The organism is Novosphingobium sp. BAM6 (genome assembly GCF_057784955.1).
Window position 1 is genome coordinate 45,904 of the sequence record NZ_JBYNTR010000011.1, and the last position, 6,000, is coordinate 51,903.

The 6,000-nt window shown below is 62.0% G+C and carries 6 protein-coding genes, 1 tRNA gene and 1 rRNA gene; 2 read left to right on the forward strand and 6 right to left on the reverse strand.

Annotation, left to right across the window (positions count from 1 at the left end; all coding sequences use genetic code 11):
* Nucleotides 1-33: 33 nt before the first annotated feature.
* A complete protein-coding gene (gene rpmB / locus AC3EC3_RS17805; protein WP_260926256.1) occupies nt 34-321 on the reverse strand; it encodes a 50S ribosomal protein L28 in 288 nt (95 codons plus the stop codon).
* Nucleotides 322-435: 114 nt separating this feature from the next.
* Between rpmB and AC3EC3_RS17810 the strand changes: the two genes are divergently transcribed.
* Nucleotides 436-891, forward strand: a complete 456-nt coding sequence (locus AC3EC3_RS17810) for a nucleoside deaminase (RefSeq protein WP_488490939.1) — start codon at nt 436-438, stop codon at nt 889-891.
* Between the two features lie 158 nt (nt 892-1,049).
* On the opposite strand, the gene AC3EC3_RS17815 is transcribed toward AC3EC3_RS17810, so the two are convergent.
* The 3 genes from AC3EC3_RS17815 to AC3EC3_RS17825 all read right to left on the reverse strand — a co-directional run bounded on the left by AC3EC3_RS17815 (nt 1,050) and on the right by AC3EC3_RS17825 (nt 3,433).
* A complete protein-coding gene (locus AC3EC3_RS17815; protein WP_488490940.1) occupies nt 1,050-1,754 on the reverse strand; it encodes a ribonuclease T2 family protein in 705 nt (234 codons plus the stop codon).
* Nucleotides 1,751-2,629: a carboxylating nicotinate-nucleotide diphosphorylase gene (gene nadC, locus AC3EC3_RS17820; RefSeq protein ID WP_488490941.1), complete on the reverse strand. Its 879-nt coding sequence runs from the start codon at nt 2,627-2,629 to the stop codon at nt 1,751-1,753. The genes AC3EC3_RS17815 and nadC overlap by 4 nt, the downstream gene beginning before the upstream one ends.
* A gap of 129 nt (nt 2,630-2,758) precedes the next feature.
* Nucleotides 2,759-3,433: a YiaD family glycine zipper/OmpA-like lipoprotein gene (locus AC3EC3_RS17825; RefSeq protein ID WP_260926248.1), complete on the reverse strand. Its 675-nt coding sequence runs from the start codon at nt 3,431-3,433 to the stop codon at nt 2,759-2,761.
* Nucleotides 3,434-3,638: 205 nt separating this feature from the next.
* Here AC3EC3_RS17825 and AC3EC3_RS17830 point away from each other — a divergent pair, with 205 nt between their 5' ends.
* Nucleotides 3,639-4,970 (forward strand): hemolysin family protein, encoded by a 1,332-nt coding sequence (locus tag AC3EC3_RS17830; protein WP_488490942.1) that lies wholly within the window; start codon nt 3,639-3,641, stop codon nt 4,968-4,970.
* A 556-nt stretch (nt 4,971-5,526) separates the two neighbouring features.
* Here AC3EC3_RS17830 and AC3EC3_RS17835 read toward each other — a convergent pair.
* Nucleotides 5,527-5,603 (reverse strand) — tRNA-Met (locus AC3EC3_RS17835).
* Between the two features lie 120 nt (nt 5,604-5,723).
* A 5S ribosomal RNA gene (gene rrf, locus AC3EC3_RS17840) occupies nt 5,724-5,838 on the reverse strand.
* Between the last annotated feature and the right edge of the window lie 162 nt (nt 5,839-6,000).

Consider the following 6,000-nt stretch of genomic DNA (forward strand, 5'->3'; position numbering starts at 1 on the left):
TGCTCCGTAATCAGAGCATCACAGGGTGGAAAATCAGGCGGCGACTGCCTGCTTCTTCAGCTCGCGCTTCACCTTGACGGCGCGCGGCGAAAGCTTGGCGTCCGAGGTCTTCAGCAGCCAGTTGTCGAGACCGCCATTGTGCTCGACCGAGCGCAGACCGTGGGTCGAAACGCGGAACTTGAAGCTGCGGTCCAGAGTCTCCGACATCAGCGTGACGTTCTGGAGGTTGGGCAGGTAGACGCGCTTCGTCTTGTTGTTGGCGTGGCTGACGTTGCAGCCAACCTGACGGCCCTTGCCGGTCAGTTCGCAAATGCGGGACATGCTGTTTCTCGCTCGAAAATGTTCTGTGCCGTTACACGGGAAGGCGCGCCATTAGCGATTCTATAGGGCGAGGTCAAGTTGCGCACAGGAATTCCACGCGCTAGCGATAGGGCGATGACCCGCTGGCCGATCCCCGAACCGATGCTGAAAGCCCTGGAACAGGCACACAAAGCCGCAGAAGCGGGCGAAGTGCCCATCGGCGCGGTGATCGTCAAGCACGGCCAGGTGATCGCCTGTGGACGCAATGCGCCGCGCGAACGCCACGACCCTACCAGCCATGCGGAGATCGAGGCGATTCGGGCCGCCGCTCTTGCATTGGGTAACGAGCGACTCGAAGGTTGCGAGCTATGGGTCACGCTGGAGCCTTGCGCCATGTGCGCAGGCGCCATCGCCCATGCCCGGATCGCCCGCGTCTATTATGCCGCCTCCGATCCCAAGGGCGGCGCGGTGGAGCATGGCGCGCGGGTGTTCGAGCATCCGCAATGCCTGCATCGCCCCGAGGTCTACTCCGGCATCGCCGCTGCCGAGGCCTCGGCACTGCTGAAAGCCTTCTTCGCCGCGCGGCGCTGACTAGGATCCTGGCCCTAGGGTTGATCGACATTCAGAAGATGACGAGCCGAAAATGGTGATTTTTCGAGACCCGGAGCGCAGCGTACTTTCTGTACGTGAGCACCGGAAGCTCGGAAAATCGCCATTTGCAGGCCGTCAGGGCTGAATGTCGATCGGCCCTAGAGCCCGCGCCAGATTTTCAACGACTCTCCGTCTGCCGCGCCGAAACGCTGGGAATCACACCGGGCAGGACGAAAATGCCGGTCGGTGCAGAGCTGCACTTCGCGCAGCCATCCGCCGCGATTGGCGACAATCCCTACGGCATCGCGGCGCCAGCCCGGATTCTCGGCCAGGAAGGCATCGCGCAAGTCTCCGGCGACAAGCCCGCGCTTTCGCGAAAGGAAGTCCGCATCGGGCCAGTGCAGCGAACGCCACAGAATGCCGCTGACCCTGAAATAGCCCTCAGGGCTTCGGGCCATGCAACTGCCATGCTTGGCCCACTCATGCGCCAGCAGCGAGGGCGATGGCGTCATGCACAAGGCGCCGCGCAATGTCTGCACCGAGGGAGGAGTTGCCCCGCACCACTGCGGAGCACCGCCTGCCCCGCCTTCCGGCCACAGCCCGTGCAGGACGAAGCCGAACCGGCCCTGTCGGCCGGAACACTGCATCGAGCCCTTGTCGTGCGCGAAATGGCAATATTCCGGCGACCAGCTGGCCGCCAGCGTGTAGCCCACCGCGACGCCCCGGCGTACAGGCCCGTCAGGCATTACCGGGCGCGGTGGCGGGATCGTCGCAGGGACGCGGCACTGGTAAGCTTGCGCGAACACCGGCAATGGCGAAATCGCGGCGACCGCCGCGACAAGAGCGGCGGCAGCGAGTCTCACAGCGGCGTGAAGTCCAGACCTATGTCGGCGGCCGGCGCACTCTGGGTGAGACGCCCGACCGAGACATAGGTGACACCGCTCGCCGCGATCGCGCCGATGGTGGAAAGATTGACCCCGCCCGACGCTTCGGTCGGTACGCGCCCGGCGACCATGCCCACAGCTGCGCGCAGCGTTTCCGGCCCCATATTGTCCAGCAGCAGATGATGCGCCCCCGCAGCCAGCGCGGGCTCGATCTGGTCGAGGCGATCCACCTCGCAGATGATCTGCGGCACGCCCGCCTCACGCGCACGGCGTACGGCCTCTTCAACACTACCCGCAACAAGGACGTGATTGTCCTTGATCATCGCCGCGTCCCACAGCCCCATACGGTGATTGCGTGCGCCGCCGGTGCGAGTGGCATACTTCTCCAGATGACGCAGACCAGGGATGGTCTTGCGCGTATCGAGCAGCGTGGCATGGCCTTCCATCGCCTCGACATAGAGCCGCGTCATCGTCGCGATGCCGGTCAGGTGCTGCACCGTATTCAACGCACTGCGCTCCGCCGTCAGCATGGCGCGGGCAAGGCCGGAGAAGCGCATCAAGGCCGTGCCGGGTTCCACCACAGAACCTTCCTCGACAAGGATTTCGATGTTCATCGTCGGATCGAGATGGCGAAAAAATGCTGCGGCAATGGGCAGGCCCGCCACGACAACAGCGTCACGCGATTCCATGACGCCGGAAAACCGGTCATCCGCCCCGATGACACTGAGCGCCGTCACGTCGCGCCCTCCCCCGGCAAGGCCAACGCCAAGATCCTCGTCCAGCGTGGATGCGACGAAGGTGCCCAGATCGAAGCCGGGAATGTCGAGCGTGGTTTGCAACGTATCGGTAGTCATGCGCTCTTCTATTCCTTCTCGGCCCGGCAAAGTCGAGACGCTCCTGCCGGGATGGAACAGAAATACGCGCCATACGAAAAGAGCCGCCCCACCGGGCGGCCCTTCGCTTGATCGTTCTGCCCGAGCGCCTCAGTGCGCGCCGCGCGTATCGTCCTGCGAAACTGGGGTGATCTTCACCTCCACGCGGCGATTGGCCGCCCGGCCTTCCGGCGTGTTGTTGTCGGCCACCGGATAACGCTCGCCCAGACCTTCGGTGCGGATGCGATTCCGGTTCACGCCGCGCATCGCCAGATAGCTGGCGACAGAATCCGCACGTCGCTGCGACAGATCCATGTTGTACTGATCCGAACCGGTCGAATCCGTGTGTCCGTAGACGTCGATCAGACTGTTCGGATACTGGTTCATGCTGGCGGCAACTTTGTCCAGCGTAGCCTGGAACGACGGGCTGATCGCCGTCGAATCGACCGCGAATGTCACATCCGGCAGGTTCAGGAGAATACCGTCCCCCGTATCGCTGACATTGACGCCGGAACCTGCAGTCTGTTCCTTGAGTTCGCGGATCTGCTTGTCTTTCTGGTAGCCGATCGCAGCCCCAGCGACACCGCCGATACCCGCGCCCATGATGCGCGCGGTCTTGCCACCAATCACGCTGCCCAGCAGATAGCCGAGGCCGGCGCCGCCGGCACCGCCGATTGCCGTTCGCGAAACCTTGCGCTCGCCGGTGTTCGGATCGGTCACACACGCGGATACCGTCACCAGCGCACATACGGCCGCCACCGATGTGAGAATGCGAGACGTCTTCATGGTTTGTCGTTCCCTCTCGAATAATACCGTCTTGTTCTTCGCATGGTTTATGTGCGGTCATGAACATGAATGGCAAATGGATAGTGATCTGGGGGCGAGGCAGTAACGAGCCCGCCCCCTCGCCAGTTCCGCCTCCAACCATTTGCCCTCTGCATGACAGGCCCTCTTCGCGTTCGCGCAAATCTCTGCTAGCGCTGGAGGCACTGTGACACCCTTTCCCTGGACCGACCTGCTCATCATCGTTGGGCTCATCCTGCTCAACGGTCTGTTTTCCATGTCCGAACTGGCAATCGTCTCGGCGCGGGCCGCACGATTGAAGATATCGGCGGACAAGGGCAGCGGTGCAGCGCAGACCGCGCTCACGCTTGCGGCGGACCCTGGGAAGTTCCTCTCCACTGTGCAGATCGGGATCACCCTGATCGGAATTGTGGCAGGCGCCTATTCCGGGGCGAGCCTGGGCCAGCCCGTGGCGGAGCGGCTTGCAGCGCTTGGCGTGCCAGCCCGCTATTCCGGTGAAGCCGGCTTCACTCTGGTCATCATCGTGACCACATACGCCAGCCTCGTGATCGGTGAACTGGTTCCCAAGCAGCTGGCCCTGCGCGCGGCGGAGCCGATCGCGCTGATCGCGGCGCGCCCGATGGTCATCATGTCGCGCGTCATGGCACCCTTTGTGTGGCTGCTCGATCGCTCCTCCGGCGCTCTCCTCAAGCTGCTCGGCGCACGCCGGGGCGGAGAGGAACGGATCACCGCGGAAGAACTCCAGATGATCTTCGCAGAGGCCACCCGCTCGGGCGCCATCGCCGAAGACGAGCGCGCGATGATGGCGGGCGTCCTGCGCCTTGCCGACCGGCCCGTCCGCGAGTTGATGACCCCGCGCAACCAGCTCTACGCCATCGAGGCGGATGCGACCGAGGAAGACCTGCGCGCCCGCATCGAGGCATCGCCCCACTCGCTTCTGCCGGTCATCGAGCGCGATGCCCCCGACAACGTTCTGGGCATCCTCAAGGTACGTGAAGTGCTGGCCGCCATTGTGGCCGGGCAGACGGTCGATATTTCCGCCATGATGAAGAAGGCCGAAGTCATCCCGGACCAGCTCGACGCCACCGACGCCCTGCGCACCTTGCAACAGGCAGAAGTTCCGATGGCGATGGTCCATGACGAATATGGACATCTCGAAGGCGTGGTGACGCCCAACGACGTGCTCGAAGCCATCGCCGGTACGTTCGTCAGCCATCAGGATGAAGGCGATTCACCGATGGTCGTGGAGCGTGAGGACGGCTCTCTGCTCATCTCCGGGGCGATGGCAGCCGACGCGATGGCAGACCGTCTGGGTATTTCGCTCCCGGAAGATCGCGAATATGCCACAGCTGCCGGCTTCGTCCTGGGTGTTCTCAGGCAGGTGCCCAGCGAGGGCGATCATTTCACCGAACAGGATTGGCGTTTTGAAGTCGTCGATATGGACGGGCTCAGGATCGACAAGCTGCTGGTGGAGAGCCTGGCCTCTCAGGCTGCCGAACACGTTGTCGCAAGCGACTGATCGCCATCCGCCTGCGCTCTAAGCTACGCCGCTGCTGTTAAAGTCATCCCGCTGTATGATTTCTGATGCCTGAGATAAGCAGGCTCAGTGTGGTTAGTGCTGCGCCCGTCAGGCCGGCAACGCTCAGTGCGACAACAACCGGTTCGGCTTGGTGGGCCAAAGCACGACGGCAACTTCCAAACTGGCTATATACGTTTCTCATCACGGATACTCCTTTCCGTGATAAGTACCCCCGCTCTCCCTTTCGCAGAACTGGGATAATCCTGCGCTTTTCGTTCGACTTTCCCGAACGGGGCAGAAGAAACTTCCCCCTCCAGCTTCACCCGGACATGATGCACCACACCACCATCTGATGGGCGAACTTTACGATACGCTTCCGCTTGATCGCATGGAGCCCCACCTAGGTCAGGTCAGTGCCATTGCTGATTGTCGCTGTCTTGGGATCCAGCGGGTTTGCGTGGGATGCGAGAAGCGCTTGTTTTTCGGCGTAAGCTGTTAAAATAAAGTACAAAAAAGCCGTCCTCGGCTTAACCGGGACGGCGTGTGTGTATTCAGTTGGTTGCGGGGGCAGGATTTGAACCTGCGACCTTCAGGTTATGAGCCTGACGAGCTACCGGGCTGCTCCACCCCGCGACACTGAGGGCTTGAGTTGAGCCCGTAGTTTTTGCGTTCTGTAGGAACGCGAAGAGGCCCACTTGGGGCCTCTTGATTGTTTTTGAGATTGTGAATGGGTTTCAGCACGCCGGCTTCAATGCCTGGCGACGTCCTACTCTTCCAACGCTTAAGCGGTAGTACCATCGGCGCTGTCAGGTTTCACGGCCGAGTTCGAGAAGGGATCGGGTGGGTCACTGACGCTATGGTCACCAAGCAATGGAGCTGGCGTGCTGGTTTTTTAATCGATGTATCCCGTGCGTATTCAGATGTGTGTCTGGCTGCTTATCGTCCGTCATCTTTGACGTGTCCTGCATAGCAGGGCTGTCATTGATGGTGGGATTCTACAAGCATGATCAGAGTTATTAGGACCGGTTAG

Bases quoted from the DNA above. Each gene is read 5' to 3' on its own strand.
- rpmB (WP_260926256.1), bottom strand. From the start codon at position 321: ATGTCCCGCATTTGCGAACTGACCGGCAAGGGCCGTCAGGTTGGCTGC.
- AC3EC3_RS17810 (WP_488490939.1), top strand. From the start codon at position 436: ATGACCCGCTGGCCGATCCCCGAACCGATGCTGAAAGCCCTGGAACAG.
- nadC (WP_488490941.1), bottom strand. From the start codon at position 2,629: ATGACTACCGATACGTTGCAAACCACGCTCGACATTCCCGGCTTCGAT.
- AC3EC3_RS17825 (WP_260926248.1), bottom strand. From the start codon at position 3,433: ATGAAGACGTCTCGCATTCTCACATCGGTGGCGGCCGTATGTGCGCTG.